Source organism: Streptomyces sp. CCM_MD2014, from assembly GCF_000772045.1.
Classification (GTDB): Bacteria; Actinomycetota; Actinomycetes; order Streptomycetales; family Streptomycetaceae; genus Streptomyces; species Streptomyces salinarius.
This window is the reverse complement of the sequence record NZ_CP009754.1, coordinates 4,619,122-4,641,667: the sequence shown is the minus strand read 5'-3', so window position 1 is coordinate 4,641,667 and position 22,546 is coordinate 4,619,122. Positions and strand designations below refer to the sequence as shown.

At 73.8% G+C, this 22,546-nt stretch carries 33 protein-coding genes; 6 read left to right on the top strand and 27 right to left on the bottom strand.

Going from position 1 to position 22,546, the window contains the following annotated elements; all coding sequences use genetic code 11:
• Positions 1–166: 166 nt before the first annotated feature.
• Positions 167–445 carry a Thoeris anti-defense Tad2 family protein gene (locus NI25_RS20645; protein WP_061443863.1) on the top strand — a complete coding sequence of 93 codons (279 nt, stop codon included), beginning with the start codon at positions 167–169 and terminating at the stop codon, positions 443–445.
• A 42-nt stretch (positions 446–487) separates the two neighbouring features.
• Here the strand turns inward: NI25_RS20645 and NI25_RS20640 are convergent, their stop codons facing one another.
• From NI25_RS20640 to NI25_RS20580, 13 genes are all read right to left on the bottom strand, one after another.
• A complete protein-coding gene (locus tag NI25_RS20640) occupies positions 488–1,330 on the bottom strand; it encodes a hypothetical protein (RefSeq protein ID WP_061443862.1) in 843 nt (280 codons plus the stop codon).
• A gap of 128 nt (positions 1,331–1,458) precedes the next feature.
• The gene (locus tag NI25_RS20635; RefSeq protein WP_061443861.1) at positions 1,459–1,875 is read right to left on the bottom strand and encodes a hypothetical protein; all 417 of its coding nucleotides are present in this window, start codon (positions 1,873–1,875) and stop codon (positions 1,459–1,461) included.
• Between the two features lie 34 nt (positions 1,876–1,909).
• Positions 1,910–2,338: a hypothetical protein gene (locus tag NI25_RS39445; RefSeq protein WP_061443860.1), complete on the bottom strand. Its 429-nt coding sequence runs from the start codon at positions 2,336–2,338 to the stop codon at positions 1,910–1,912.
• A gap of 85 nt (positions 2,339–2,423) precedes the next feature.
• Positions 2,424–3,719 (bottom strand): DUF6884 domain-containing protein, encoded by a 1,296-nt coding sequence (locus NI25_RS20625; protein ID WP_061443859.1) that lies wholly within the window; start codon positions 3,717–3,719, stop codon positions 2,424–2,426.
• Positions 3,720–3,987: 268 nt separating this feature from the next.
• Positions 3,988–4,269, bottom strand: coding sequence for a hypothetical protein (locus NI25_RS20620; RefSeq protein ID WP_061443858.1), 282 nt, complete (start codon positions 4,267–4,269; stop codon positions 3,988–3,990).
• Positions 4,270–4,326: 57 nt separating this feature from the next.
• Positions 4,327–5,040 (bottom strand): PP2C family protein-serine/threonine phosphatase, encoded by a 714-nt coding sequence (locus NI25_RS20615; RefSeq protein ID WP_061443857.1) that lies wholly within the window; start codon positions 5,038–5,040, stop codon positions 4,327–4,329.
• Between the two features lie 80 nt (positions 5,041–5,120).
• Entirely contained in the window at positions 5,121–5,624 is a 504-nt protein-coding gene (locus NI25_RS20610) for a hypothetical protein (protein ID WP_061443856.1), read from the bottom strand.
• Between the two features lie 66 nt (positions 5,625–5,690).
• Positions 5,691–5,963, bottom strand: a complete 273-nt coding sequence (locus tag NI25_RS20605) for a hypothetical protein (protein WP_061443855.1) — start codon at positions 5,961–5,963, stop codon at positions 5,691–5,693.
• 142 nt (positions 5,964–6,105) lie between these two features.
• Complete coding sequence (locus tag NI25_RS20600) at positions 6,106–6,729, bottom strand: hypothetical protein (RefSeq protein WP_061443854.1); 624 nt, start codon at positions 6,727–6,729, stop codon at positions 6,106–6,108.
• Positions 6,730–6,802: 73 nt separating this feature from the next.
• Complete coding sequence (locus tag NI25_RS20595) at positions 6,803–7,558, bottom strand: hypothetical protein (RefSeq protein ID WP_061443853.1); 756 nt, start codon at positions 7,556–7,558, stop codon at positions 6,803–6,805.
• Between the two features lie 68 nt (positions 7,559–7,626).
• On the bottom strand, positions 7,627–8,394 hold the full coding sequence (locus NI25_RS20590; RefSeq protein ID WP_061443852.1) for a hypothetical protein: 768 nt from the start codon (positions 8,392–8,394) through the stop codon (positions 7,627–7,629).
• 178 nt (positions 8,395–8,572) lie between these two features.
• Positions 8,573–9,682, bottom strand: coding sequence for a hypothetical protein (locus NI25_RS20585; protein WP_061443851.1), 1,110 nt, complete (start codon positions 9,680–9,682; stop codon positions 8,573–8,575).
• A gap of 99 nt (positions 9,683–9,781) precedes the next feature.
• A complete protein-coding gene (locus NI25_RS20580; protein ID WP_061443850.1) occupies positions 9,782–10,822 on the bottom strand; it encodes a hypothetical protein in 1,041 nt (346 codons plus the stop codon).
• A 149-nt stretch (positions 10,823–10,971) separates the two neighbouring features.
• Between NI25_RS20580 and NI25_RS20575 the strand changes: the two genes are divergently transcribed.
• Complete coding sequence (locus tag NI25_RS20575) at positions 10,972–11,484, top strand: hypothetical protein (RefSeq protein WP_061443849.1); 513 nt, start codon at positions 10,972–10,974, stop codon at positions 11,482–11,484.
• 97 nt (positions 11,485–11,581) lie between these two features.
• Here the strand turns inward: NI25_RS20575 and NI25_RS20570 are convergent, their stop codons facing one another.
• From NI25_RS20570 to NI25_RS20535, 10 genes are all read right to left on the bottom strand, one after another.
• Positions 11,582–11,827, bottom strand: a complete 246-nt coding sequence (locus NI25_RS20570) for a hypothetical protein (RefSeq protein ID WP_061443848.1) — start codon at positions 11,825–11,827, stop codon at positions 11,582–11,584.
• 109 nt (positions 11,828–11,936) lie between these two features.
• Positions 11,937–12,629, bottom strand: coding sequence for a hypothetical protein (locus NI25_RS20565; RefSeq protein WP_061443847.1), 693 nt, complete (start codon positions 12,627–12,629; stop codon positions 11,937–11,939).
• Positions 12,630–12,647: 18 nt separating this feature from the next.
• On the bottom strand, positions 12,648–13,946 hold the full coding sequence (locus NI25_RS39440) for a hypothetical protein (protein WP_061443846.1): 1,299 nt from the start codon (positions 13,944–13,946) through the stop codon (positions 12,648–12,650).
• The gene (locus NI25_RS20555) at positions 13,943–14,356 is read right to left on the bottom strand and encodes a hypothetical protein (RefSeq protein WP_061443845.1); all 414 of its coding nucleotides are present in this window, start codon (positions 14,354–14,356) and stop codon (positions 13,943–13,945) included. Before NI25_RS20555 ends, NI25_RS39440 begins: the two co-directional genes overlap by 4 nt.
• A 16-nt stretch (positions 14,357–14,372) precedes the next feature.
• Positions 14,373–15,296: a hypothetical protein gene (locus NI25_RS20550; RefSeq protein ID WP_061443844.1), complete on the bottom strand. Its 924-nt coding sequence runs from the start codon at positions 15,294–15,296 to the stop codon at positions 14,373–14,375.
• The gene (locus NI25_RS39435; RefSeq protein WP_158508455.1) at positions 15,293–15,433 is read right to left on the bottom strand and encodes a hypothetical protein; all 141 of its coding nucleotides are present in this window, start codon (positions 15,431–15,433) and stop codon (positions 15,293–15,295) included. Before NI25_RS39435 ends, NI25_RS20550 begins: the two co-directional genes overlap by 4 nt.
• Entirely contained in the window at positions 15,430–16,617 is a 1,188-nt protein-coding gene (locus tag NI25_RS40520) for a hypothetical protein (protein ID WP_061443843.1), read from the bottom strand. The genes NI25_RS39435 and NI25_RS40520 overlap by 4 nt, the downstream gene beginning before the upstream one ends.
• An 86-nt stretch (positions 16,618–16,703) precedes the next feature.
• Positions 16,704–16,904, bottom strand: coding sequence for a hypothetical protein (locus NI25_RS20540; protein WP_061443842.1), 201 nt, complete (start codon positions 16,902–16,904; stop codon positions 16,704–16,706).
• Positions 16,905–17,019: 115 nt separating this feature from the next.
• The gene (locus NI25_RS39430) at positions 17,020–17,163 is read right to left on the bottom strand and encodes a hypothetical protein (protein WP_158508454.1); all 144 of its coding nucleotides are present in this window, start codon (positions 17,161–17,163) and stop codon (positions 17,020–17,022) included.
• The gene (locus NI25_RS20535; RefSeq protein WP_148315142.1) at positions 17,160–17,594 is read right to left on the bottom strand and encodes a hypothetical protein; all 435 of its coding nucleotides are present in this window, start codon (positions 17,592–17,594) and stop codon (positions 17,160–17,162) included. Before NI25_RS20535 ends, NI25_RS39430 begins: the two co-directional genes overlap by 4 nt.
• 158 nt (positions 17,595–17,752) lie before the next feature.
• Here NI25_RS20535 and NI25_RS20530 point away from each other — a divergent pair, with 158 nt between their 5' ends.
• From NI25_RS20530 to NI25_RS20515, 4 genes are all read left to right on the top strand, one after another.
• A complete protein-coding gene (locus NI25_RS20530) occupies positions 17,753–18,106 on the top strand; it encodes a helix-turn-helix domain-containing protein (RefSeq protein ID WP_061443840.1) in 354 nt (117 codons plus the stop codon).
• Positions 18,075–18,680, top strand: a complete 606-nt coding sequence (locus NI25_RS20525) for a GntR family transcriptional regulator (RefSeq protein ID WP_061443839.1) — start codon at positions 18,075–18,077, stop codon at positions 18,678–18,680. The genes NI25_RS20530 and NI25_RS20525 overlap by 32 nt, the downstream gene beginning before the upstream one ends.
• An 84-nt stretch (positions 18,681–18,764) precedes the next feature.
• Entirely contained in the window at positions 18,765–19,118 is a 354-nt protein-coding gene (locus NI25_RS20520) for a DUF6233 domain-containing protein (RefSeq protein ID WP_061443838.1), read from the top strand.
• A 329-nt stretch (positions 19,119–19,447) separates the two neighbouring features.
• Positions 19,448–19,924, top strand: a complete 477-nt coding sequence (locus NI25_RS20515; protein WP_061443837.1) for a hypothetical protein — start codon at positions 19,448–19,450, stop codon at positions 19,922–19,924.
• Positions 19,925–20,003: 79 nt separating this feature from the next.
• On the opposite strand, the gene NI25_RS20510 is transcribed toward NI25_RS20515, so the two are convergent.
• The 4 genes from NI25_RS20510 to NI25_RS20495 form a co-directional block, all read right to left on the bottom strand.
• The gene (locus NI25_RS20510; protein WP_061443836.1) at positions 20,004–20,291 is read right to left on the bottom strand and encodes a hypothetical protein; all 288 of its coding nucleotides are present in this window, start codon (positions 20,289–20,291) and stop codon (positions 20,004–20,006) included.
• Between the two features lie 25 nt (positions 20,292–20,316).
• Positions 20,317–20,832 (bottom strand): DUF3307 domain-containing protein, encoded by a 516-nt coding sequence (locus NI25_RS20505; protein ID WP_061443835.1) that lies wholly within the window; start codon positions 20,830–20,832, stop codon positions 20,317–20,319.
• 190 nt (positions 20,833–21,022) lie between these two features.
• Positions 21,023–21,616 (bottom strand): hypothetical protein, encoded by a 594-nt coding sequence (locus NI25_RS20500; protein ID WP_061443834.1) that lies wholly within the window; start codon positions 21,614–21,616, stop codon positions 21,023–21,025.
• Positions 21,606–22,466 (bottom strand): hypothetical protein, encoded by an 861-nt coding sequence (locus tag NI25_RS20495; RefSeq protein ID WP_061443833.1) that lies wholly within the window; start codon positions 22,464–22,466, stop codon positions 21,606–21,608. The genes NI25_RS20500 and NI25_RS20495 overlap by 11 nt, the downstream gene beginning before the upstream one ends.
• Positions 22,467–22,546 lie beyond the last annotated feature (80 nt).

The window sequence follows — 22,546 nt, the reverse complement described above, 5'->3', positions numbered from 1 at the left end:
GGGCGTTACTCCTGGTCCGGAGGGGTTCGGCGGCCCTGGAGGATAAGCGCCCGAGATGATCACTTTGACGGGGTGCGGGGACGGCCCGTGCCGGTCATGTCCCCGTGGCGGGTGAGGCGACCTCCGTGTAAACGCTCCCCCGGAACCCGCCTGCCAGCATGGGGGTATGGACTTCAGTGAGGCGCTGAGCGCCGTCAAGAACGGTCACCGCATCCGCCGCGAGGGGTGGAGCGAGGACTCCTACGTGGTGCTGCAGCCGGGCTACCCGGACGGTATCGAGATCAATGCGAACACGGCGGCGTCCACGGGCGTGGAGCAGGGCACGCGGTGCGTGTTCGACCCGTACCTGATGGCGTGGAACGGCAACGCGAAGACGTTCGGCCCCTGGGTGCCGACGATGCGGGACCTCCTGGTGGACGACTGGAGCGCGGCCCCGGTCCGGTGACGTGTGGGGCCCGTGCCGGGCGGGCCCTGGACGGTCAGGTGGTCACGTCTGGTCCAGGTCGGCCGCCTTGAGGAGGGCGGCAACAGTGACCACGCCGTCCGGGGCGTGCCGGGAGTCGATCACGGCAACGAGGGTGCGCAGGGCGCGGAGGATGATCTCCGCGGAGTCGGCGCCCTGGATGACTTCCCCGGCCGCGGCGATGAGGCGGGAGGTCTCGTCCTTGTCGGCCTGGCGGTAGGTGAGGACCAGGGAGGCGTGTCCGGGCGGCGGGGTGTCCCCGCCGGTGGCGGGGGCGCTCGAGGTGGCCGGCTCACCGGCCGGGGCGGGCTCCTCCTGCTCCTGGTCGTCGTCCTCGTCCGGCTCCGGCTCGGGCTCGTCCTCCTCCAGGTACTGCAAGAGGTCTTCCAGGTCATCGTCCGTGTAGCCGGTACCGGCGAGGTCGCCGTCCATGTCGGCCAGGAGGTCCGCGAGGGCCTGGTCGTCGTAGGCGCCGGCGTCGCTGGTCCTATTGTCGGCGAGGACGATGCGGCGGGCGGTGTCGTCGGTGCACGTGTAGACGGCGACCTGCGCGGTGGGTGCCCATTCCTGGCCGTGGCAGAGGGCGCACGGCCGCTCCTGGCCGTCGTGGCGGGTGACCCGGCCGCAGGGGCCGTAGCCGTGGCGCTCGATGGCCTGGAGGGTGTGGTTACCGGCGAGGACGACCAGGGCGCCGTCCGCCTGCTCCCGCACGACCAGGGGCCGGAACTGCCCACTGGCGGTCAGGGACTCCAGGATCATCCCGACGTCACCACGGCGGGCGTTGCCCGGGTAGGGGGTGAGGTCCCCGAGGGGGCGTGTCTCCAGCCGCTTGAAGACGGCGCCGGTGGGCTCGGTGCTGGTGGTCATCGGGGACTCTTCCTGGTCGGTCCGGGGTGAGGGCCGCAGGAGGATAGGCACCCGTGGTGATCAGTTCCGGCATGTGAAAGGGGCCCGCCCGGGCGGGGTGCCGGGCGGGCCTGCAGAACGGTCGGCGGTCAGTCGCGGGACACGTTCACGATCGCTCTGTACGGGGCGGCGGCGTCCTCCACCGCGGCGGTCAGGGCGTCCAGGTCCGCCGGGGCGATGCCGTGCGCGGAGACCGTGATCTCCGCGTTCACGGTGTCCCGCACGACCGTGAGGGCGACCGGCTGCGGGGCCGGAGTCCGCTGGACCTTCGCCTGGTGGAAGTCCTCGCCGGGGACGGGCTCCCACTCGGTGAGGCGGGTCCAGCCGTTGGCGGTGACCATGTCATCCGCTGTCCACTCCCCCGTGGAAAGGCGGTGGTAGGACGGGCTGGAGTCCCCGTTCTGGTCCTCTGAGTCCGGGAGGGTGACCAGGAGGGTGTCCACGGTCCCGTTGGCTGTCTGGACGCCGCCCTGGTAGTACGCGGTGCAGCGGGGTGCGTTGCTCATGGGGTGGTGCTCCTTCACACGGGGTGCGTCGGGGTCAGTCCTCCGCGAGTAGGGCGGTGAGGGCCTTCCGCAGGTCCTCCAGCTCGCTGTACGGGATCTCCGCACTCCATCGGTCGTACTCATGGCCGGTGATCCACGGGCCGGAGAGGTAAAGGGCCTCTCGGTCGCGCTCCACGGCCCAGGCCGATGGGGCGGCGGGTCCGTCCTCGCCCGGCTTGATGGTCCAGGAGGTGTCCGGCTCCGCCAGCCTGCCTGCCTCCTCCCACCTGGCCCAGTCGGGGTGACTGGTGACCTGGTCCAGGGCGGCCAGGATGGCGTCCAGGTCCGGGGCCGGGAGGACCGCGTGAAAGCGGCTCTCGTGGGTGGCCGGGCTCGCCGCGGTGCGCGTGAGGTAGAACGACTGGCCGCTGCTCTCGACGCGGTACCGGCGCATGGCCGGTGTGGGTTCCAGGCAGGCCCCCATGGTGATCAGTGCTCCTCTTCATGCCGGGATTGAAGGTCAGATTACGGGTGGCGGCCCGGGCGTGGGGCCGGGCCGGGCGGGTTGTTCAGGCGGCGAGGGCGTAGCGGCCCTCTCGGAGGGCCTTGAGCCGCTGGAGCTGGTAGCCCATGCCGCCGGCGCCCTCCAGCGGGGCGGCGGCGTGGGGCCAGACGTGGCGGGCCGCCGCGGTGTACGCGGAGCCCGCGAGGACGGTGACCTCCGCGGTACGGTCCACGCCGAGCTCCCGGGCCTGCGCGCGGAGCTCGTCGCCGGTGACGGAGCCGGGCTGGCCCATGCGGAGCTCGTACGGCTCCAGGACGCGGTCCAGGGGGACCAGGCCGTGGAGCGCGGAGAGGACCAGGACGGTGGTCCCGGGCCGGGCGAGGGCGTCCGCGGCCCTCCGGCACGCCTTATGAAAGCTGCCGGTGTAGAGCTCCCCGGCGGAGGCCGGACGGTCCAGCTTCGCGGCGCCGCACGGGACGACGATGACGCGGGCCGGGCGCACGGTGACGGGGACGACGGCCGGGGCGGGGGCGGGGAGGGCCAGGCGCGGGAGCTGGACGGCGACCGGGCGCGCGGCGGGGGTGTGGCGGGCGGCCACCTTCACGGCGAGGCGGATGAGGCGGGCGCGGCGTGCGGCGGCCCGGGCGGCGGCGTGCTCCAGGTGGGCGGCCAGGGTCCAGCGGGTCCACTCCGGGTAGCGCGGGAGGGAGCGGCCGGCCGCGAGGGCGGCAGAGTAGGCGCGGACCATGGAGTCCTGGTTGATGTGGGCCACCGCGTTGATGGTCATGTGGTCCAGCGGCGTACGGACGTCCCGGTCCGAGCCGTAGGGGCGCCACCGGACGCACTTCGTTCCCACGGAGATGATCACGCCGGAGTCGGCGTGGCGGACGCGCGGGCCGGGGCGGTGCGCGGGGAGGAGCGCGACGTGGACGCCGGGCTGGATGACGCCGGGGCCGGCGGTGACGTCCTCCTGGCCGTCCCACGTGATGCGGGCGGCGTCTGCGGCCTGGTTGGCGGCCTCGGCGGCGGCGTGCTCCAGGTGGCGGGCGAGGGACCATTCCGTCCACTCGGGGTAGGGCAGGGGGTTGCCGGCGGCCCGGGCGGCGAGCTCGGCGCGGACGGCCACGCGGTTGTTGATGTGGGAGGCGGCGTCCACGCGCATGTGGGCCAGGGGGGTACGGACGGCCTGGTCCGAGCCGTAGGGGGTCCAGCGGACGCACTTCGGGCCCACGGAGACGATCACGCCGCCGCGGGCGTGGCGGGTGCGGGGGCCGGGCTGGTGCTGCGGAAGGTACTCCACGTGAACGCCGGTCTTGACGACGCCCGGTCCGGCGATGATCCCCGGTACGCGGTCCCACATGGTGCACTCCTCTCCCGGTCGGGCTCCGTGCCCTCCCTGCACTCCCATACTGACGCGTTGACTTTGCAAAGTCAACTTGCTTACCGGTGTGGTGGCGCGACGCGCGGGGACATGGGGGACGAGACGGGGGACGGTGTCCCCCGGGGCCGGGGACACTGGCGGGGACGACGGGGAGGAGCTGGTGTCCCCACAGGTCAGGGGCGGGGGACACGTCCCCGGGCTGGCGCCCGGAGGTTGTCCCCCGCCCCTGGCGTGTGGCGGCGGGAGGTCAGTCGGCGGCGGTGATCTCCCCCGGCTCGTAGGCCGCCGGGAAGGCGTCGGGGTCGCCGTCCAGGGTGACGCCGTAGGAGGTGCCGGGCGGGACCGGGAGGCCGGTCACAGTGCCCTCCGTCCCGGCCGGGGCGGCGAAGGCGCCCGGCCAGGCGGCGGGGGCGTCCACGAGGGTGCGGACGCGCCGGCCGACGGGGTACGGCGCGGGCTGGCCGTGCCGGGGGCAATGGAGGTGGTGGTCTCGGGTGAAGCAGCAGGAGGGGAGGTCACTGGCGGCCATCGTGCGGGCTCCTTCGGTGCGGGGGCGGCGGACGTTCCGCCGCCCCGGGGGGGGTGGTCAGTACCAGAGGTCCGCGACGAGGGCGGTGGCGTTGTCGGCGTCCTCTCCCCACATCTCCACGGCGGCCTCCACGATGCCGCCGGGGACGTCCTCCAGGGCGCCGGGGGCGAAGTCCTCCAGGTGGAGGGTGGACTCCTCGATCGGCTCGTATGCGCCGTCGCTCATGAGGAACAGGCGCTCCCGGCCGGTGAGGGCGCGGGTGACGGATTCCACCGTGGGGTGGCCGTGCTCGCCCTCCACCTCTTCGTCGGTCTTCGTGGAGCCGAGGCAGGAGGTGAGGATGTTTGCGCGGCCGTACGGCGGGCGGGTGCGCCGAAGGTTGTGGTCGTTGGTGAGCTTGACGAAGCCGCCGCCGCTCCAGAGGTAGGCGCGGGAGTCGCCGCACCAGGCGACGGTCAACGGCTTTCCGGGGGCGGTGACGGCCACGACGGCGGCGGCGTGCGGGAGGTCCAGCCACGGGTTCCAGCGGTCGGGCTGGTCGGCGTAGTGGGCGTAGGCGGCGCGGAGGCCGGCCTCCGCGTGCTGGTGGCGGGCGGAGGAGGCAGCGACGCGGAGGGCGGCGCCGCGGGTCCAGTGAGCGACCTCCGGGGAGCTCCCCACGCCGTCCAGGAGGACGTACGCCCGGACGTTGCCGGGGGCGGCGACCACGGCGGTGGCGTCGCACTGGCGGGAGCGTCCTCCGATGTTGCGGGCGGTGGCGTAGTTGCGCATAGGGTGAGCTCCTTTGCTCGGGAGGTGGTGGAGGGTACGGGGCGGGCCGTCCTGGCGGGGACGGCCCGCGGGCCGGGGTGTCAGGCGGGGAGCTCCACGCCGTCCGTCTCGGCGATGGCGGCCAGGTCCTCCGGGGAGGCGGCGGTGAGGATGGAGAGGAGGGCCAGGCGGGCCACGAGGGTGAGGCGGACCCGGCCGCCGTCCTCCGTCACCAGGCGGTGGGCGTAGAGGTGGGAGGTGGCCGCGGGCGGGATGGTCTGGAGGCCGGCGCGGATGACGGGGCGGCCGTCCAGGCGTCCGGGGAAGGCGGCGGCGCCGGTGTGGAGGGTGAAGAGGTGGCCGCGTACGGCGTCGGTGAGCGGCCCGGCCGGGGTCTGCGGGGTGAAGGAGATCGAACGGCCCTGCTCCACGGCCTCCCCGTCGACCAGGCGGCGGGCGGTCCAGGTGATGACGGCGCCTCCCTCGGGGGTGGCGTCCACGGTGTGGCCGCGGCGGAAGGCGCGGCGGATGAGCTGGAGGGCGTGGGCCTCGCTGGCGTGGCCCTCGGCGACGCCGCCGGCGTGGATGAACGTCTCAACGAACACGGGTCCTCCTGGCGTGGTGTGGGGGTGGGGGGCGGGCGCCCGGGGTGGGGCGCCCGGCGGGGGTGTTCAGCTCGCGGTGGGGATGCGGGCGGAGTTGCAGTAGTGGGCGATGAGGGCCTGGCCGGTGACGGTGAACGCGTCCCGGACGGTGAGGCCGCGGGCGATGTTGCGGTTGAAGGAGCGCCGGATGGCCGCCTGGACGTCGTCCGCCTCCATGAGCTCCGTGACCCGGGCCGTGTGGTGGCCGCGGTGGCCGCCGGCGGCGATGGTGCGGATGGCGAGGCGGGTGATCTCCCGGACGGCGTCCGCGGTGGTCTCGATGCGGATGGCGGTGCTCATGGCGCGTGGTCCCTTCTGCCGGTTGGCCGTTCGGCCTCCCTGACACCTCGATACTCACACACTCACTTTGCAAAGTCAACACGTTATCTGTGTGGCGTGGCGCTGCCGGGGGACATGGGCGGGGACACGGTGTCCCCGCAGGTCAGGTCACGCGGCGGGCCACGCTCCGCGCGATCCGTAGGCATGCCTGGCATGACGGGAGGCGGCCGTCTGGGATCGGCTCCAGGATCGCCACGTTGTGCGCGTTGCTGGGGGTGTGACAGAGGCTCACCCCGGCCTCCCGGTGGAGCCGGCCGACGTGGAGCGGGTCCAGGAGGACCACGTGGTCCCCGCCCTGCGTGTACGTCTCCAGGTGGCGGTGGGAGGTGTAGTTGTGCCGGACGTCCACGCGGGCCCCGGCCTTGAGGAGGGCGGCCTCCAGCTCCCGCCATGCCTCCACCTGCCGGGCCCGCTCCTCGGCGGCGGCGCGGCGGCGTTCCTCCTCCTGCACCTCGCGGGCGGCCCGGGCTGCGGTCTCCTTCGGCGGCGGGGGCGGTGTGGGCTCGGCCTCGGCCGCGAGGTGGAGGAGGTAGAGCTCCGGCCAGGTCGCCCGGCGGGCGCCGGAGGGGCGGCCCAGGATCTCCGTCGCCCACTCCGGGTTGTGCGCCCGGGCGGTGCCCAGGATGGTTGGGTTGACGAAGGGGCCGGCCTCCCGGCGGGCGCGGGCGCGCAGCTCCTCCAGCTCCTCCGGGGTGAGGTGGGTTGCGCGCGGCGTGCTGCTGCTCATCTCAACTCGTCTCATGGGTGAGGCCGGGCGCCGTGAGGGGGACGGCGCCCGGCCGGGAGCGGGCGGGGGCGAGTCAGGCCCGGCGGTCGGATTCCGGGCCCGGGAGGGCGGGCCGGTCTGCGGCGGGGAGCTGGTGGGCCGCGGTGGCGGCGCGCGCCTCCTCGTCCGCGACGATCCCGGCGTGGGCGGCGAGCATGGCCTCCGCCACCGTCACGCGGCCGTGGTCGCGGGCGTGGATGGCCTCGGCGCGCTTGCGCTCCAGGCGCATACGGATCTGCTCGTGGGTGAGGCCCTGGCCGCGCATGTCGCGGACGGCCTTCGCGGTCACGGCGGCCGTGAGGGCGGGGAGGGCGCCGGTAAGCCGGTCCCGGGTGATCCGGCCGGCCTGGACCTTCGAGCCGATCGCGGCGGTGGCCGCGGCGACCGTGCGGGCGCCGACGCCGGGCGCGTCCTGGATGTACTCCCGGACGTCCTGGAGGACGGCCTCCTCCCCGGCGGTGCGCGCCGGGGCCGTGGAGGGCCGGGAGGCCGGGACCGGGGCCGTGGCCCGGGCGGGCGCCGGGGCGGCCGGGGCGGCCTCCTTACGGGCCTCGGCGGGGTCCGTGGTGGTGAGGACGTAGAACGAGTTCGAGTGAACGTGAACGGTCCACTTCGCGCCGGGCGTGTTCTCGTAGAGGGAGGCGCGGGGGTTGGCCTCCCAGACCTCGAACGCGCGGGCCGGGTCGACGGTGACCATGTGGCCGGTGGAGGAGTCGTACGCCCGGCAGAAGAGGGCGGCGGCGCGGATGCCCTCGACGCGCTTCGTCCAGTTGCGGCGGATGGTGGCCATGGGGTGCCTCTGCTCTCTGTGCGGTAGGGGGCCGGGCGCCGTACGGGGCGCCCGGCCGGTGGGGGTGGTCAGGCGATGAGGGTGAGGGCGGCGGCGTCCGCCTCGTCGGCGGCCAGGACGGCGGTCGCGTCGCACTTGAAGGTGGAGCGGGTGGACTTGCGGGGGGCGGGCTCCTGGAAGCGGTCCATGTAGTCGAGTTCGATCCGCGCGTTGTCCAGGACGGAGCGGCCGGGGGTGCGGGTGATGACCACGCGGCCGTGGGTGCCGGTCGGGAGGCGGCGGAGCCAGGTCTTCTCCGCCTCGGCGAGCTTCGCGGTGTCCTTCGCCTGGCGGTCCAGCTCGGCGTAACGGGCGGCGTGGGCCTCGATCACCTCGACGGCGGGGAGCTCGTCGGCGTCCATGATCGGGTCCGTCTCGGGGGCCGGGGTGAGGACGGCCTCGCCGAGGACGGCGGCGATCTTCTGGACGGAGCGGGTGGCGGCGAGGGCGGCGCGGCGGCCGATGCTCTCCACCTTGCGCTCCGCGGAGCGGCGGGCGCGGCGGGCGGCGGTGGCCTCGGCCTTCCGGGTGCGGGCGGCCTCGACCAGCTCCGCGAGGCGGGCCTCGCGGGTGGCCAGGCGGCGGGTGGCGGCGGCGATGCCCTTACCGGCGCGCTCGGCGGCGCGGAGGGCCTTACGGGCCTCGGTGCGGGCGGTGCGGGCCTTGATGACGCGGGCGGCGGCGCGCTCAGCGACACCGGCGGCGCGGGCCTCTTCGCGGCGGGCGGCGGTGGCGGCGTCCTCGGCCTCGACCAGGCGGGCCAGGGTGCGGGCGGCGGTGGCGGTGGTCTTGCTCATGGTGTGCTCCCTCCGTCTGCGGCCGGGTCCCTCGCCCTGCCTGCACCTCGATACTGACGGAGTGACTTTGCAAAGTCAACTTGCCTAGCGTGTTCGTTAGGGCGTGTTGCGGAGCGGTGACGGAACGGCAGGGCGCCCCGGCCTCCACGAGGGAGGCGGGACGCCCTGTCGATCCTGGTCAGACGGTGGGCCGGTAGGCGGTCACCACGCGTCGGCCGCCGGGGACGACCTCCCAGCCGGCGTCCTGGAACTTCCGGCGGAGGTCACGGAGCTGGTGCATCCACGGGCGGCCGTCCGCCTGGACGTACCGGCCCTCCTGGACCCAATACGCGGTCACGTGTCCGTTCCCCCGCGGCTCGACCACCAGGCCGGTCACGCTCGGGTCGTGGTCCTTCGCGCCCACCTCGGCGGCCGGGTTGAACCCGCGGGACACCTCGGCGAAGTGGCACGCGGCCAGGACCTCCAGGGCAGCGCGTACGCCGTCGTCGAACACGTCCTGCGGGCGGGTGCCGCGGGTGCGTGCGGCGCGGTCCCGGAGGCGGTCGACGGCCTCGCGGAGGTCGTCCAGGGACATGGTGGCGAAGGCTCCCGCTACGGGGGACGGCTCGTCGGTGAGGACGGCGGCCTCCAGCGCGGCCCTTTCGGCCTGCCAGCGGTACTCCACGGGGGCCTCGTTGCGCCGTCCGCTCCGGGCGGTCACCCACCCGTACCGGGCGGCGGACCCGTAGCCGGTGCGGTAGGTCCAGGCGACGGGGAAGGAGGCGCCGTGCGGCTGGACGCGCTGGAAGGCGTGCGCGTTGCCGTCCGCGGCGAGGACGGTGAAGTGGGCGACGGCCTCCTCACGGAGGGCCGCCTCCTCCTGGTCCGCCGGGAGCGGCGTGTCTGCGCCGGCCTCGTGGCGCGCGGTGATCTCTGCGACGTCCCGGGCGGCGGAGGCAGCGCCGGAGGCGATGGCGGCCAGGATGGTGCCGTCGGTCTCCGCGGCCTTGAGGTAGTCCATGGCGGCGGTGAGGTCGGCCAGGGCGGCGCACCACTGCGGGGAGGCGGGGTCCGGGTCCTGGCGGACACGGATGCCGGCGTGGTGGGAGATCGTGCGGGCGGCGGCCAGGTCCTCCGGGTTGGCGCGGCGGCAGTTGGCTGCGATCCACTCCGTGCCGTCCTCCACCACGACGTGGGCGGGCTCGCCGGGGAGCTGCGGCGCCATGCCGCGGACGGTGCGGGCCACGCCGTCCGCGCACACGACGCGGTCACCGTCCTGGAAAGCGGGGGTGGTGGTCTCGTTGCTCATGCGGTCCTCCGTGTTCAGTGCGGCCGGGGTGGCCGGGCACCCTCCGGGCCGTCCGCCAGGGGCGGGCGGCCCGGGGCATGTCCGGGTGTGCGGCGGCCGTCACCGCGCGGGGGCGGCCCAGAACTTCGAGGCGGCCCCCCAGAGGTAGAGCTCCCGGCCGGTCTCGTCCTCGCCGTAGCGGATGTCACCGCTCATCCAGAGGCGGACCACCCGGAGCGGCTGGCCGGTGACCTGCTTACGGTCCCCGGCGGGGGCGAACCGGCCGCCCTCGCGCTCCTCGCCGTAGAGGAAGAACGGGACCTGCACGCCCTTGAGGGTGCGCCACTCCGGCTCCCCGGGGACGGGGGCGGCCTCGGCGGCCGTTTCCTCGGCGGCACGGGCGGCCAGGGCCTCCAGGACGGCCAGGGCGGCCGGGCCGGAGAGCTCGGCCTCATCCGCGATGACCGCGGTACGGAACACGGCGCGCGGGCCCTGGCTCGCCCACTCGTCCGCGAGGGTGCCGGCCTCGTCCACGATGTCCGCCGGGGTGTGGCCGGAGGCCTTCGCGAGGGTGGAGACGCGGGCGGGGAGGGTGGCCAGGATCGCGTCCACGGCCTCCTCCGCGTTGTGGGTGAAGGCGGCGATGTTGTGGCGGGTGGCGGCGAAGGGGGACCAGGCGGCCCACCGGCCGCGGGACATGCCGCCCTCGTCGAAGATCACGCCCATGTGGCCGTCCCGCTCCACGGTCCACTGCATGCGGCCGTCCTTCCGGATCGTGACGCCGGGGCGGATGACGTCGCCGGGGGTGACGGCGGGCGCCGGCGTGGCCGGGGTGGTGGCCTGCGCGGCCACGGCCTCCGCGATGCGGTCCAGCGTGACCAGGGGGCCGCCCTCCTCCAGGGAGGCGGCGATGGCCTCGCCCGCCGGGGTGAGGGCGTGAATCCGGTTCCACGGACGTCCGGTCTCCTCGCTCACGGCGCCGTCTGCGAGCTCGACCAGGCCGAGGCGGACCAGCACGTCCACCGTGCTGCGCCGGGCCACGACCGCGCGGCGGTCCTTGAGGGAGGCCAGGGCGTGGGAGGCGGGGAGGTCCTGCCACTCGGTGACGGGTGCGGCGGTGCGCAGGGCCTCGAACTGCGGGCGGGTGATGGTGCGTGCCATGTCGGCCCCTCTTCCTCGGTGGGTCCCGTTGACCCTCGGCACCACCATGTAAGCAAGGTCACTTTGCAATGTCAAGCCGTTTAGATGTGGCGTGACGTTCACCCGCTTAGCCTTGCTGCCTTGCAAACCGGGATGGCATAGTGCCTGCCATGACCTCCACACCCCGCCACTTCGCCCGCCTGGCGAAGCACTCCGCCGACTTCAAAGCAGCCGAGGACGCCCGGGAGACTGCCCGCCTGGCGCTCCACGAGGCGATCGTCCGGCACCTCCGGGAACGCAACGCGCGGCCCGGGAAGATCGCCGAGCACACCCCCTATGACCGGAACTGGATTGGGGACATCGGCCGCAACGCCACACCCCCCGTGCCGCCGCTCAAGGGCCCGAACGCGGTGGGGCCGGCGCCGAAGTACGACCCGGCCGTCCAGGCCGCCGCCCTGGAGGAGCTGGACCGGTTCACCGCCGACTACCGGCGCGCCGAGGCCGCCATGGACAAGGCGCGTCCGCTCATCCGCGCGGAGATCGTGAAGCACTACGAGGCCGGCCGGGGACCGGAGGAGGTGTCCTCCTACACGCCGTATGACCGGGAATGGGTGGGGACGATCGCCCGGAGCACCAGCACGGCGCGGCAGCGGCAGAAGAGGGCGCCGGCCTCCGCGGAGTGAACGGACGCGGCCGGCGGGCCGCCTCGAGGTCGCGGGGCCCCAACGCGCAAAGGGCCGCACCCTCACGGGAAGGTGCGGCCCATTGTCGTGCCCGGCGCTAGGCGATCTTCGCGAGGAAGGACAGGAGGATGACGGCCAGGAGGATTCCCCCGACGATGCGCTGCTCCCGGGGGAGGTCCGCCAGGCGCATGCGCTCCGGCTGGAGGACCAGCTCCCCGTCCGGCTTGAGGCCGCCGTGGAACTGGTGGCGGTGGTCGTACCGGACGACGTCCAGCTCACGGCGGGTCAGCGGGTCGGACTCTTCCCGGCAGTTGTCGCACCGGTAGACGTACGTGCCCACCATGCCCTCCTCCTCACAATCCGTTCACCTCCTAGCTTGCCCTCTCCCCGGGCCGGAGGTCACCGTTCCGGGCAACATCACAAACCGGTCATTGCGTTCGAATGAGTCAGGGTCAGGCCTCGGCGACGGCCACGGGGTTGTCCCCGACGTAGCCGAGCCGCGCGTCCACCCGGGCCTCCGCCTCCCTCCGGCGGCCGGTGTGCGCCTGCTCCGCGGTCCACCCGCTGGACGTGCGGCACTGCTCACCGGAGGCCGCCTGGCACCGCTCGCACGGGATCCGAAGCGTCTCGGCCCTCACCTCCGCGTCCCGTTCCCGGCGGCGCCGGGCGCCCGCGGCCTTCGACTCCCAGCTGAGGAGGACGGAGCGGGGGACGTCGGCCATGGCGGCCGGGTACGTGGTGGCGTCGTCGCCGGCGTCCTGCGCGAGGCGGATGAGCTGCCACTGAGTGGGGATGACGGCCGGGCCGCCGAAGTCCTCCCGGTCGGTGTCCAGGGCGGCGGCGCCCCACGGGTCACGCTGCACGCCGAGCTGCGGGGCGAGGGGGACGTCCCCCTCCACGATCCGGGCCAGGTGGCCCATGCGGTCGCCGAGCTCCTGGACCTGGCCGGCGAGTTGGCGGAGGGAGTCGATGGTGGGCTCCAGCTCCACGGGCGTGTCCGGGTCCTCGGCGGCGCGGGCGAGCTGCCGGAGGCGCACGTCCACCGCCGAGAGGTGGACGGCGAGCTCGTCCAGCGTGATGCGGTCTCCGGCGCGCAGCTGCGCCGTGTCGGTCTCGGCCGGGGTCTCCTGGTGGTCCTGCTGCACGGTCGTTCCTCTCCGTTGTCAGTGGTCCGGGTGGTCGGCCCGGCCGGTTCGTTTCCTGCCCGCTCGTGGCGGGCGTCCTGGTGCCCGGGCGGGGCCCTGCGGCCCGGGCCGCGCGGCGGTCTGGTGCTGGTCATGGGGAACGACTCTCCAGAAGGTAGGGCCACGCTCGGGGTCCGGGACGACGTCGAACGGATACTCGTTGCCCTCTACAGCCGACCCCTTCCCGGACCCCTCTCCGGTGTTGTTGGCGTTGTTGTTGGCGTCGTGACCTGCGACAACGCCGTCTCCAGGGGGCCCCTCTTGAGAGGGGGGAAGGGGCGGGAAGTCGAGGCGGTGGACGCCGGGCCCGTTCCCGCCCACCGCGCGCACCCCTTCGCGGTGGGGGATTCCGGCCGCGTCCAGGGCCTCCCGGACGGCCCGGGTGGAGGGGTAGCGGAGGCGGTCGCGGAGGGCCGTGTCCAGCACCCCGGAGGACCCCCCGACGAGGGCGTGTAGGGCCCTCACGATCTGGTCCCGGGAGGGGGCCGGCGGGTCCTCCTGGACGGGGGGCTCCTCCTGGTCCTCCGGGGCCTCTTCCGCCGGGCCCTTCCCGGCCTCGGCGGCGGGCTCGGGGGAGGCCTCCGCCGGCGCCTCCGCGGAGGTCCGCTCCCGGGCCTTGACGAGTCGTGCCGCGAAGGACGGCGGGGACGTCTTCCCGGAGGCCTTCCGGCCCTCCTTCGCCGCCCCCTTCCCGGCCTTCGCGGAGGCCTTCGCCTTCGCGTCCCGGGAGGCCTTGACGACGGCCCACCGCTCCACCGCCACGGCCACCAGGAGCCACCCGGGGATGAGGAGGAGGGAGGCGGCGGGATCGGCGGCCACGGCGAAGCCGATGGAGTAGAGGACGAAGACGGGCGCGGCCAGGAGCCGCCAGAACGGCGGAACCTTCGGGCAGAGCTGCCCGGTAAACCAGCCGTGGAGGACCAGGCCCAGGACGCGGACGCCGACGCGGAGGAGCTGCCAGACAGGGCGGAGGGCGGAGCCCAGCCGCGGCCCGGTGGACCGGGTGACGTCGGCGGCCAGGGCGCCGAGCTCCCCCACGGCCTGGCGGTCCACCTTCACGTACGGGCGGAGGTCGGGGACGGCCAGGGCATGCCGGGGGCCGTCCTCCTCCCCCGGCTCCTGGTCGTCGTCCTCGGCCGGCTCCCCCGGCGCCGTGTCTTCCCGGACCTCGGGGGCGGGGAGCTCCATGACCACGGCCTCCTCCCCCGGCACGGTCCCGGCCTCGGTGGCCGGGGCGTCGTCAGGGTCGGGGACCGGGTGCAGGTGGGCCGCGCTCACTTCGGGAGCTCCGTGGCGATGGTCTCGATGCGGGTCGCGACCTCCTCCAACGGGCCGCTGGCGTCCGAGCTCACGAACACCAGGAAGATGCACAGCATGGCGATGCCGCGCCGGCTGCTCTTTTTGAACGCGAGCAGTGCGACGAGGAGGAGGCCGAGGCCGGGGAGGGTGAGCTCCGGGAGAGCCACGCCGATGATCCCGAGCACATCGTTGAGCAGAGACGTGATGATGTTGAACGGGAACCCGTCCACGACCCGGTAGGCGGCGCCGGCCAGGAGCCCGAGGACGACGATCCATCCCCACTTGAGGGGGCCGAGCTGGCCGCCCTCATTGTCCTTCGTGCCGTACCACAGGATGACGGTCAGGATGGCGGCGAAGCTGAAGACGCCGACGCCTGCGAGGAAACTCATGATCCCTTCCGGGGTGTCAGTACAGCTGTGAGATCGGGGTGTCGACGCCGTACAGCGGTACGCCGACCACGAGGGACGCGGTGGGGATGCGGGCCAGCCATGAGACGGGGAAGAGCCAGCCGCGGGCCCGGTAGTCCAGGACGAGCACGCCGGCCGCCAGGGCGTAGCAGGTCAGGGAGTAGGTGTCCGTGAGGGTGGGGTGTTCCGCCGCCAGGAAGGCCGTGCCGTCCTTGACCCACTGCGGCCAGCCGAGCCAGAACCCGGCGGCCAGGGCGCTGCCGTTGTAGGCCATCCACCAGACTTGGTCCGGGGTGGAGCGGATGATCTCCACGAGGGAGCGGCGCTCCGGCTTCATGGTGTGCGGAACGCCAGCGGCGGCGAACCGGGGACGCCGGCCGGGACGGCGGGCCCGGCGCTTGAGGCCGGTTGCCATCTTGCGGACGGGTCCGCCAGGCTCCGGGCCGTCCCCTGCGGTGTCCCCGTCGTCCTCCCCCGTGTCCTCGTCATCGTCCGGTGCATGGTCGTCGTCCGGGCCGGTGTCCCCCGGCCTGGCGGGCTCCCTCTTGGACTCCAGCCACTCCCGCATGCGGGTCTGGAAGTCGGCGCGGTCGGGGCTGGAGGACGGCGTGGCCGGCGTCTGCGGTAGCGCGGGCTCCTCCTGGTCCTCCGCGTCCTCATCGCTGGGGGCGGGCGCCGGTTCCGCCGGCTTGTCCTCGGCGGTGACGTCCGGGCGCTCTGGTGCCCACCAGTCCGGCAGGCGCGGAGCGGTCCGACGGGGAGCCGGGACGGAGGCCTCCTCCGCCGCGGGGGCGGCCTGCTCGAGGTGGCCCTCCCCCGGCTCCCGGAGCGCTGCGCCGGCCGGGGCGGGGGCGTAGGAGACGCCGAGGTCCCGGAGGCGGTCACGGAGCTGGAGCTCGTCCTCGTCGGGCTGGCCGCTCACCACTGCTCCCACAGGAGGATCAGGAGGACGGCCGCCACGAGGGCGACGGCTTGCCCGCGTTCCTGGCTTCCTGGCCGGGTCCCGTAGAGCGCCACGGCGACGCCCCCGAGGAACCACAGCCCAATGACGTAGATCATGAGGCCTTCCCTTCGATACGGGCACGCAGGCGCCTCACGTCCTTCCGCAGGTTCGGCTTGTCGCCGAACGCGGCCCGGACCTGGTCCGTGAGGTCGTCCAACGTGATGCGGGGGTCCGCGGCGATGGCGGCGCGGATGAAGTCGGTTTTGCCGCCCACGACCTTGAGGACGGGGCGGGGCGCCGGCTCGGGCTCCTTCACGGGCTCGGCCGGAGCCTGGTCCGGGGCGGGGACGCCGCCCGGGTGGTCCAGGGGGAGCCCGAGGGAGGTGAGGACACGCTCACGGGCGTCCGCCGGGGCCGGGGGGACAGGAACCGTGGAGGCGGCCGGGGCCTGCGGGGACACCGGGGGGACGGTGGCCGCCGGGGCCGGGGCCGGCGGGGCGGGCGGAGGAGTCGAGAGGGACGCCGGAGCGGGAGCCGGGGACACGGCGGGGACGGGCGGGGACACCGGGGCGGGGACGGCCGCCGGCGCGGTCTCCGGCGCCTCGTACCGGGTCACCTGGACGTCCACGCCGCCCTGGTCGCCGTACACGTGCCGCTCGTACGCCTCCGCAGCGTCCAGGCGGCGGCGGCTCGCCCGGAGGGCCAGGCGCACGGCGATGCTCTGACGGCGGGTGTGGAGGTCGTACGCGGCGCCCTCGTCCAGCTCCACGGCGTAGTAGCCGAGGGCCAGGACCCACAGGAATTTGGCCAGGGCGGAGACGGCCGCGCCGCCCGCTCCGGCGACGGTCTCCCCGGCCTCGTAGCCGTTGGCGAAGATCGCCGCCATGGCGAGCGCCAGGCACACGTAACCGCCGACCTTCGCGCCCGCGGCCCGCTCCGGGTACTCCCGCTCCAGCCACTCCCGGGCCTGGCACGCGAGCCAGACGACGTCAAAGACGACCGCCACGGCGTACGCCGTCACGTCGGATCCGGTGCGGTCCAGGAGGTGGCCGATGGAGTCCGTGGACCAGCCAAGGGAGAGGACCGTCCCCAGGATGGCGGCGCACACCAGCGCGCGGGCCACCACGGCGTCCCAGTCACGCGGCGGCGCGGGCACCCACACCGTCCGCGGAACCTGCCGGTAGGAGGTCTCCCCCTCGAACGTCCGGGCCTCGACGTCGTACACCGTCGTCTTCACGTGACGGACGCCGGGGACCTTCGGCGGCCGGGGGGCCTCCGGGGTCTTCCTCTTCCTGCTCATGGCCGTAGCCCTTTCGTCTCTCGCTCTGTGCTCCACAGCAGGGCCGGACCCGCGGGTACGGGTCCGGCTCCTGGCGTTCTGGTGGGTCAGAAGAGGCGGGCTCCGCTGCCCTTCCGGGCAAGCCGCTGCTTGGAGGCCCGGGCGCGCCGCGCCCGCTCCGCCTCCCGCTCCCTCTCCTGCTTGGCCTTCCGCGCCCGCTCCTTCTCCTCCGCGCGGTGCTGGAGCTCCACGGCCAGGGCGCCGTCATTGCCCGGTACGAGGGACCGGGCGAAGTCACGCAGACCCATCACCGGCCACCCCCCGTCACCGCGGCCGGGGCCGGGGCCACGCCCTGGAACCAGGCGCCGCACGACCCGCACACCTTCTTTCCGCCCTCGTCCTTCATGGGCCGTCCGCAGCACGTCACCGGGCACCCCCGGTCTGCGCGCCAGCGCTGTTCGCCCCGCCGCTCCGTACGTTGTCGGCGACCCTCTGTGCGTCCTCGCGCTGCCTCCGACCGGCCGCGTAGGCCCGGGCGGCCCGCTGCTGCTCCGTCTCCGCGCTCATCGGTCGACCTCCCCCGTGGTCGGGCGCGGGCCGGGGACACCGGGGCGCGGGCTCGGCGCGGGCGCCGGGCGGGGGCCGGGCACGGTCGGGATGGCACGCTCGTTGTCGTCGTCGCTCCAGCCGTGCGCGGTGGCCGCCTCGCGGAGGAGGACGGCGTACTGGCCGCGGGTGCTGGTGAAGTCGGCGGCGGGGAGCGCGGCCGTGACGGCCGTCGAAACGGCCGCCCCGTTCGCGCGGGAGGTACGGCCACCGGCGTTGTAGACCTCACCGGCCACCGCGGCGCCGAGCGCCACGGGCGTGAGGTAACCACCGGGGCGGACCCTGGTGAAGTGGCCGGCCATGAGGGCCAGGACCTCACCGACCGCCGCGCGGTCGACGGAAACGGTGCCACTCGGGCCACCGATCCTGATCTGATCAGTACAGTTACTCACTGCGTCAGCTCCTGTGTGTGCAGGTGTCTGGCGGGCCCCGGTCGGCTGTTGTGGAAGACACCGACCGGGGCCGACTTGTAGGCGCGGAGTGGCGCCGGTTGCCCAAATTACGGGACTCCCGTAATTTGGGCAACCGGCCATGGCAGATTGGGGCCCAAATGGCCGATCTTGAGGACGACGGTGGCGAGGAGGTCCAGCGCGTGTTCGACGCCCTGAAAGCCTTGAAGGCGATGGAGGACCCGCAGGCGCGTGCGCACGCGATCAGCGAGTTCCTGCGGGAGCAGCCCGGGGAGCTCCAGGAGTTGAAGGCCCTACGTCGGGACTACGTCCTGGCACGGCGCGCCGAGAAAGCCACGCGGAAGACGATCGCGGAGGAGATCGGTGTCTCCCCTTCCACCGTCCAGGACATCGAACTGGGCTACTCCGGGTCCGGGAGGACCCGGGGGCCGATCGGGAAGGGGAAACAGCGTGGGACAACTGATGACGGAGGCCCAAGCGGGGGGAAGGCGTAGCCTCACGGCTCCGGAGCCACGTCCAGGCCTCAGCGCCCTGTATCGGTTCCTCAACACGGGCGGGGAGACCCTGTACGTGGGAGTCACGGACAACCCGCCGCGCCGCTGGAAGCAGCACCAGGAACGGGCCGCACTCACCTGGTGGCCGCTCGCTCAGCACGTCACCGTTAAGTGGTTCGCCAGCCGCAAAGCCGCCCTCGACACTGAGCTCCGCATCATCCGCACTCAGCGCCCGCTCTACAACGTGGGAGGAGCACCGTCGCCACGGCGGGAGCTCGCGGCCGGGGAGCGGTTGTGCCCGATGCGCACCCTTGAGCACTTTGACCGAGCCGTGGGCGGCCGGTGGTCCGGTGGCGGGCGCCACATGACGGAGTGCATCGCGGACGTTCTCCAGGAGGACGTCCAGGAGGGGCACCTCCTCCCCGGCCAGAGGCTCCCCACGCTCGGCGCCCTGGAACAGCGCTTCGGCGTCACCGTAGGAACGATCCGGCGAACCCTGGTCCTACTCGTCCAGCACGGCGTGATTGAGCGACGCGGGACGGGCTCAGCGACGCGCTACTTCGTGGCCGAGTAGCCACGCACGCTCCGGGCCCCGGCGGATGACCTCCGCGCCGGGGGCCGTGTGCTGTGCGGACACACCGGAGGTACATTCGAACGCGTGAGCGATGGTGAGCTGAGTCGTCTGGAGCTGCTGCTCTTCGCGCGTCGCGTGGTGGTGCAGCAGGCGGAGGCGAGCCTCCGGCAGCTGGACGGGTGGATCGCTCAGGAGGAGCGTCGGGAGGCGGAGCGGCGGTACGCGGAGGAGCACCGGCCGGAGCCGCCGGAGTGGCTGGTCCAGTACGGGTTGAACCGGCGGAACGTGGACGCGGTCCACTGCGGTGACTGCTGGGCGGCGGAGCAGTCGGATCGGTGTCAGCCGGTGCCGCGGGAGGCGGCGGTCGATGCGCTGCGCCAGGGCGTCCCGGCGTGCATCCACTGTCGGCCGGACACGGCCCTCGGGTTCTTCGAGTGACGCGGCCCCTGGCGGATGACCTCCGGGCCAGGGGCCGCGAGCTGGAGCCACGAACGGCCCCCCACCCGGTGTCTAGGTCCGGTGAGGGGCCGTTCGCTGTGGAGCGCCGGCCGGAGCGGGCCGTCGCGCCGGGAACGCTGTGACGCGCCGCTCCCGATGAGCGGAGCCGAGACTAGCGGCCTGGATTGATCAGGTGGAGGGGGTGGGGTGTCTCGGTCATGTGGTCTAGGTATGCCTCATGTGGGCGGTGCTCCCCTGTGTCGGCCTCCGGGGCGGCGTCGCGCGGCTACCGTCTGCCGCTCGTGGAGTGAGCAGCGAGGAAGGGTTCCATGCGCAAGATCATGTTGTCCGTGGGTGCGGCCGTGGCCGCCGTGGGTCTGGTGGCCGGGTGCTCCGGCGACGGGGGCACCGGCGACGCGGGGAAGGAGAGCACCGCGGCGACGGCGGGCCAGGAGGCGGGCTCCGGGGACTCGGCGAAGGCGGCCGGGGAGGACATCGCGAAGCGGGACGTCAAGATCGTGAGTTCAGGCGTCAAGGACCACGACGTGTGGGGGCCGAAGGCGTACGTGGTGGCGTACGAGGTGACGAACGGCGGCAAGGATGACGCCTCGTACTTCGTTCAACTGCGCTTCCTGGACCAGGACGGTGACGTACTGGGGACGACGGGGATCACCGCGGACAACGTGGGACCAGGGAAGACTAACCGTGGGGACACGGCTCCGTTGGAGTCGGAGATCACGAACGGGAAGATCGGGGACATCCGCAGCGTGAAGGTGTCGACGGTGGATCGGATGCCGGTGGAGTAGCTGGTCCTGGTGAGGGTGTGGCCCCCTCGCCCGTGGTGTCGGGTGAGGGGGGCCGCGTGCCGTGCGGGTGGCGCGCTGGTCACCGATCGGTGTCGAGGTCGGCCCACCGTGCTTCGAGTTCAGCACGCGGTATGTGCAGGGTTGTTGAGATCTCCGCCCAGGAGATCCCCTCTCGGCGAGCGGTGATGATCGCGTTCTGCTCGGCCAGGTCGAGGAGGCTGCGGACTCGGTGGATGTCCTTGAGCGCGGCCAGGGCGCTCTCTCCGTCGTCGCGACGCTGAACGGGGTGGGTGGGGTTCCTGTTGTGCCAGCCGTTAAGCCGCTGCCATGCCCGGCGGCCGTCCTGCCAATCAGACCTGTATCCCATCTAGGGCAGGCTAGTTACTGGGGCGTCACGGCGTGCTCGTAATCGCTGCTTTTGTCGTGGTGGCAGGGAAGCCGCCTCGGGAGCGTCGTCCGGAGGCGGCCACCGCGGCGGCCAGGGCGATGCAGGTCTTGTGCCAGGCCTGGTCCAGGAGGGCGCCGGCGGCGGGGTCGCGCTGGAGCCAGGTCCCCTTTCCGGCGGCGTGGGCGGCGCGGACCAGGAGCGGGGCGGCGGGGGTGTCGTCCGCCCAATGGGTGGCGCACCGGTCGGCCAGGTAGTGGGTTGCGGCGGAGAGGGCGAGGCCGGCGGCGGCGCGGCGCCAGTTGAGGCGGAGGTCGAGGCCGCGGTCGGCGGCCAGGAGCGTGAGGGCCTGTGTGGCGGTGTAGGTGGCGACGTGCCGGGCGCAGGCGGCGCGGCCGAGGTGGCCGTGCTTGCCCTTGTCGCGGGCGTCGGTGTCGCGCTGGACGAGGTAGTCCCCGGCCTCGTGGGCGGCGGTGAGGACAGCGTACGCGGTGGCGTAGGTGGCGGCGGTGCTGGTGGTCATCAGGGTCTCCAGGCTGGTGGGTACGGGTCGGCCGGGTGGCCGCGGTTTCAGGTTGGTGGGTACGGGTCGGCCGGGTTGCCCTGTGGTGGGCAGCCCGGCCGTGGGAGTCATCACCCGGTGCCTGGTCTCCAGCGTTCCGGCGGCCGGCCGTGCGGTCCGCTCCGGAGGAGCACACGGGGTGTGGCGTGGGTCACGCGGTAGGGGCGGGGTGGCGGGCGTGCCGTCCTTGCGGCCGGGCGGGCTCCGGGTAGCCGTGTGGGGGTGGGGGGACGTTCGTGTCCGCGATGAGGATGGGGGTTCCGGGCGGGACGGTGGAGGGTTTGCGGAGCGGGTGGAGCGGGGGCCAGGTGTACGCGCCGACGTCGCGGAGGACGCCGGCGGCGTGGAGCTCCTGGCCGCGGTCGGGCTCCAGGGGCCAGTCCGCCGTGGGCCTGCCCTGGTACCAGGGGAGGAGGGCGTACCACCAGCGGCCCTCCTCGATCTCGGCCCACACCTCCAGGGACTTGCCGGGGGAGGAGCGGCGGAGGCTCCGCGCGACGTAGCAGACGCGCATGCGCTCTGGGTGGTCCTCCGGGGCGGTGAGGGCGGCCAGGTACTCCCCGCTGTGGACGGTGATGATCGACGGGGCGGGGCGGCGGCGGGCGAGGTTGAGGAGGAGCGGGTCCCTGAAGTGGTAGGTGACGGCCCACGGGTGGTCCGGGGTGCCGGCGAGGTCCAGCCACGTGACGCGGACGGCGGTTACCGGGACCTGGTGGAGGGGGGTGATCACGTCGTCATGCGCCATGGCTGTTGTCCTCCGTGCGGTGGGGGGCGGCGTCGAGCTCGGCGCCGAGGAGGTCAAACGCCTCCGTGATGGCCTGGCGGACCTGGCCGCGGCGGACGGTCGCGGTGTAGGCGAAGCGGACGCCGCCCTCGCCGGTGTCCCCTGCCGTGTCCCCGTTGTCCTCGGGGTGGGGGCGGACGGGGACACCGCTGGTCAGGTCGCATCCGCGTTCGTCCAGGGGGACAGGGAGGTGGACGTGTCCCCCGCTCGCCGGGGACGTCTGGTCCCCCGTGTCCCCGGGGCCGATCCGAGGGCGGACGTTGTACCGCTGCAGCAGTCTCTCCGCCATAACGTCGGCGCACTCGGGGGAAAGGTCGAGGGCCCATCCGTGGTGGGACTCCTCCAGGGCTCGGCCCAGTTCCGTGGAGGTCACGGTGTCTCGGTCATTTCCCGGAGTGGCACCGGGCGGGTAGTTGGAGGCCGGGGTGGGGTCGTAGGGGTCGGCCGGGGCCGGGATGTTCGCGGCGTCCAGGGCGGCGGTGACCGCGCGCCACATCACCGCGTTGCGGTGGGCGGGGTCCGGGGGGAGGTAGGCGCCGAGTTGGCGGATGAGGGCGTATACGGCCTCGTAGGCGGCCTGCCGGCGGGGAGAGACGGAGCCGGGCTCCGGGGGGTCGGCCGGGGTGATGGTGAAGGCCTGCGGGAACACGCCCTGTCCGCCGCCGGGGGCCTGGATGATGACGGTGGGGTCGTCGGACAGGGCGACGAGGCGGCCGTACCAGGTGGCGGCGGTGGCCAGGTGGGGGTTCGGGTTGGCGACGGTGACCCACCGGCCGAGGTGGCTGGGGAGGTCCGCGCGGGTGAGGGTCATGGGTGGGTTGGGGTCCTTCGGTGAGGAGGGGTCAGACCATGCGGAAGGTGCGCCAGAGCGTGAGCGCGGCGCGGTGCTGG

Bases quoted from the DNA above. Each gene is read 5' to 3' on its own strand.
- NI25_RS20645 (WP_061443863.1), top strand. From the start codon at position 167: ATGGACTTCAGTGAGGCGCTGAGCGCCGTCAAGAACGGTCACCGCATC.
- NI25_RS20640 (WP_061443862.1), bottom strand. From the start codon at position 1,330: ATGACCACCAGCACCGAGCCCACCGGCGCCGTCTTCAAGCGGCTGGAG.
- NI25_RS20635 (WP_061443861.1), bottom strand. From the start codon at position 1,875: ATGAGCAACGCACCCCGCTGCACCGCGTACTACCAGGGCGGCGTCCAG.
- NI25_RS39445 (WP_061443860.1), bottom strand. From the start codon at position 2,338: ATGGGGGCCTGCCTGGAACCCACACCGGCCATGCGCCGGTACCGCGTC.
- NI25_RS20625 (WP_061443859.1), bottom strand. From the start codon at position 3,719: ATGTGGGACCGCGTACCGGGGATCATCGCCGGACCGGGCGTCGTCAAG.
- NI25_RS20620 (WP_061443858.1), bottom strand. From the start codon at position 4,269: ATGGCCGCCAGTGACCTCCCCTCCTGCTGCTTCACCCGAGACCACCAC.
- NI25_RS20615 (WP_061443857.1), bottom strand. From the start codon at position 5,040: ATGCGCAACTACGCCACCGCCCGCAACATCGGAGGACGCTCCCGCCAG.
- NI25_RS20605 (WP_061443855.1), bottom strand. From the start codon at position 5,963: ATGAGCACCGCCATCCGCATCGAGACCACCGCGGACGCCGTCCGGGAG.
- NI25_RS20600 (WP_061443854.1), bottom strand. From the start codon at position 6,729: ATGAGCAGCAGCACGCCGCGCGCAACCCACCTCACCCCGGAGGAGCTG.
- NI25_RS20595 (WP_061443853.1), bottom strand. From the start codon at position 7,558: ATGGCCACCATCCGCCGCAACTGGACGAAGCGCGTCGAGGGCATCCGC.
- NI25_RS20590 (WP_061443852.1), bottom strand. From the start codon at position 8,394: ATGAGCAAGACCACCGCCACCGCCGCCCGCACCCTGGCCCGCCTGGTC.
- NI25_RS20585 (WP_061443851.1), bottom strand. From the start codon at position 9,682: ATGAGCAACGAGACCACCACCCCCGCTTTCCAGGACGGTGACCGCGTC.
- NI25_RS20580 (WP_061443850.1), bottom strand. From the start codon at position 10,822: ATGGCACGCACCATCACCCGCCCGCAGTTCGAGGCCCTGCGCACCGCC.
- NI25_RS20575 (WP_061443849.1), top strand. From the start codon at position 10,972: ATGACCTCCACACCCCGCCACTTCGCCCGCCTGGCGAAGCACTCCGCC.
- NI25_RS20570 (WP_061443848.1), bottom strand. From the start codon at position 11,827: ATGGTGGGCACGTACGTCTACCGGTGCGACAACTGCCGGGAAGAGTCC.
- NI25_RS20555 (WP_061443845.1), bottom strand. From the start codon at position 14,356: ATGAGTTTCCTCGCAGGCGTCGGCGTCTTCAGCTTCGCCGCCATCCTG.
- NI25_RS39435 (WP_158508455.1), bottom strand. From the start codon at position 15,433: ATGATCTACGTCATTGGGCTGTGGTTCCTCGGGGGCGTCGCCGTGGCG.
- NI25_RS40520 (WP_061443843.1), bottom strand. From the start codon at position 16,617: ATGAGCAGGAAGAGGAAGACCCCGGAGGCCCCCCGGCCGCCGAAGGTC.
- NI25_RS20540 (WP_061443842.1), bottom strand. From the start codon at position 16,904: ATGGGTCTGCGTGACTTCGCCCGGTCCCTCGTACCGGGCAATGACGGC.
- NI25_RS39430 (WP_158508454.1), bottom strand. From the start codon at position 17,163: ATGAGCGCGGAGACGGAGCAGCAGCGGGCCGCCCGGGCCTACGCGGCC.
- NI25_RS20530 (WP_061443840.1), top strand. From the start codon at position 17,753: ATGGCCGATCTTGAGGACGACGGTGGCGAGGAGGTCCAGCGCGTGTTC.
- NI25_RS20525 (WP_061443839.1), top strand. From the start codon at position 18,075: ATGACGGAGGCCCAAGCGGGGGGAAGGCGTAGCCTCACGGCTCCGGAG.
- NI25_RS20515 (WP_061443837.1), top strand. From the start codon at position 19,448: ATGCGCAAGATCATGTTGTCCGTGGGTGCGGCCGTGGCCGCCGTGGGT.
- NI25_RS20510 (WP_061443836.1), bottom strand. From the start codon at position 20,291: ATGGGATACAGGTCTGATTGGCAGGACGGCCGCCGGGCATGGCAGCGG.
- NI25_RS20505 (WP_061443835.1), bottom strand. From the start codon at position 20,832: ATGACCACCAGCACCGCCGCCACCTACGCCACCGCGTACGCTGTCCTC.
- NI25_RS20500 (WP_061443834.1), bottom strand. From the start codon at position 21,616: ATGGCGCATGACGACGTGATCACCCCCCTCCACCAGGTCCCGGTAACC.
- NI25_RS20495 (WP_061443833.1), bottom strand. From the start codon at position 22,466: ATGACCCTCACCCGCGCGGACCTCCCCAGCCACCTCGGCCGGTGGGTC.